1 protein-coding gene is annotated in these 1,140 nt (G+C 65.9%); it reads right to left on the bottom strand.

Annotated features, from left to right (window positions below; all coding sequences use genetic code 11):
- Positions 1–1,080, bottom strand: coding sequence for an IS630 family transposase (locus tag J3S20_RS29900; RefSeq protein WP_216840576.1), 1,080 nt, complete (start codon positions 1,078–1,080; stop codon positions 1–3).
- Between the last annotated feature and the right edge of the window lie 60 nt (positions 1,081–1,140).

The raw sequence follows: 1,140 nt of genomic DNA, 5'->3' as shown, positions 1-1,140 counted from the left end.
CTAGTGGAGTGACTCCAACACTTGCTTCCCGCGGTTGATGGCGGCGAGGACGCGGTCGGGGTCGGCGGTCCAGGCGAAGGGCTTTGGATGTTTGTTGTGCTCGGCGACGTAGCGGTTGATGGCGGCCTGGAGATCGACGAGGGAGCAGAAGACGCCGCGCTTGAGTCGACGCCGGGTGAGCGCTGAGAAGAAGCCCTCGACGGCGTTGAGCCAGGAGGCGCTGGTGGGCGTGAAGTGGAAGGTCCAGCGGGGATGGCGGACTAACCAGGCGCGCACCTTGGGGTGCTTGTGGGTGGCGTAGTTGTCGACGATGGCGTGAACAATCTTGCCGGCCGGCACCGCGGCCTCGACCTGGTTGAGGAAGCGGACGAACTCCTGATGCCGGTGGCGCTGCATGTTGCGGCCGATCACCGTGCCGTCGAGCACGTTCAGCGCGGCGAACAGGGTGGTGGTGCCGTGGCGGACGTAATCGTGGGTCATCGTCCCGGCCCGGCCCTTCTTCATCGGCAGGCTTGGTTGGGTGCGGTCGAGCGCCTGGATCTGGCTCTTTTCGTCGATCGACAGCACGACCGCATGGGCGGGGGGATCGACGTACAGGCCCACGACATCGCTGAATTTCTCGGCGAACTTCGGGTCGTTGGAGAGCTTGAACGTCTTCATCCGGTGCGGCGTCAGGCCGTTGGCCTGCCAGATGCGCTGAACGCTGACGGCGCCGATGCCGGCCGCCTTGGCCATCGCGCGGACGCTCCAGTGCGTGGTTTCGTCGGGCGGGTCGGCGAGCGTCAGGTCGATCACGCGCTGGACAACGTCAGCGGGTAGCGGCGGCTTGCCGGGCTTGCGCGTCTTGTCGCGAAGCAGACCGTCGACGCCCTCCTGCATGAAGCGTTCCTGCCACCGCCAGACCACCGGCTTGGACAGGCCCGAGCGCCGCATGATCTCGGTCGTCCCGCATCCGTCAGCGGTGGCGACGATGACCCGGGCGCGCGCCGCGTGCTTTTGACGTGTGTTGCGATCCGCGACGATCGCCTCGAGGCGAATGCGATCTTCCGGCGTGACCAAGACGACGATGCCTGCTCTCATCCCAAGAGCTTGAACCAGCCTACCCGTTCAGGGAATCCTCTGAATGGGGCAGTCCACTAG

Origin of the sequence: Falsiroseomonas tokyonensis, from assembly GCF_019024325.1 — a bacterium.
GTDB lineage: Bacteria > Pseudomonadota > Alphaproteobacteria > Acetobacterales > Acetobacteraceae > Falsiroseomonas > Falsiroseomonas tokyonensis.
The sequence above is the reverse complement of the archived record's forward strand: the minus strand, read 5'-3'. Positions and strand labels throughout refer to the sequence as shown.

What these genes read in the sequence shown, in the direction of transcription:
- J3S20_RS29900 (WP_216840576.1), bottom strand. Translation starts at nt 1,080, where the DNA reads ATGAGAGCAGGCATCGTCGTCTTGGTCACGCCGGAAGATCGCATTCGC.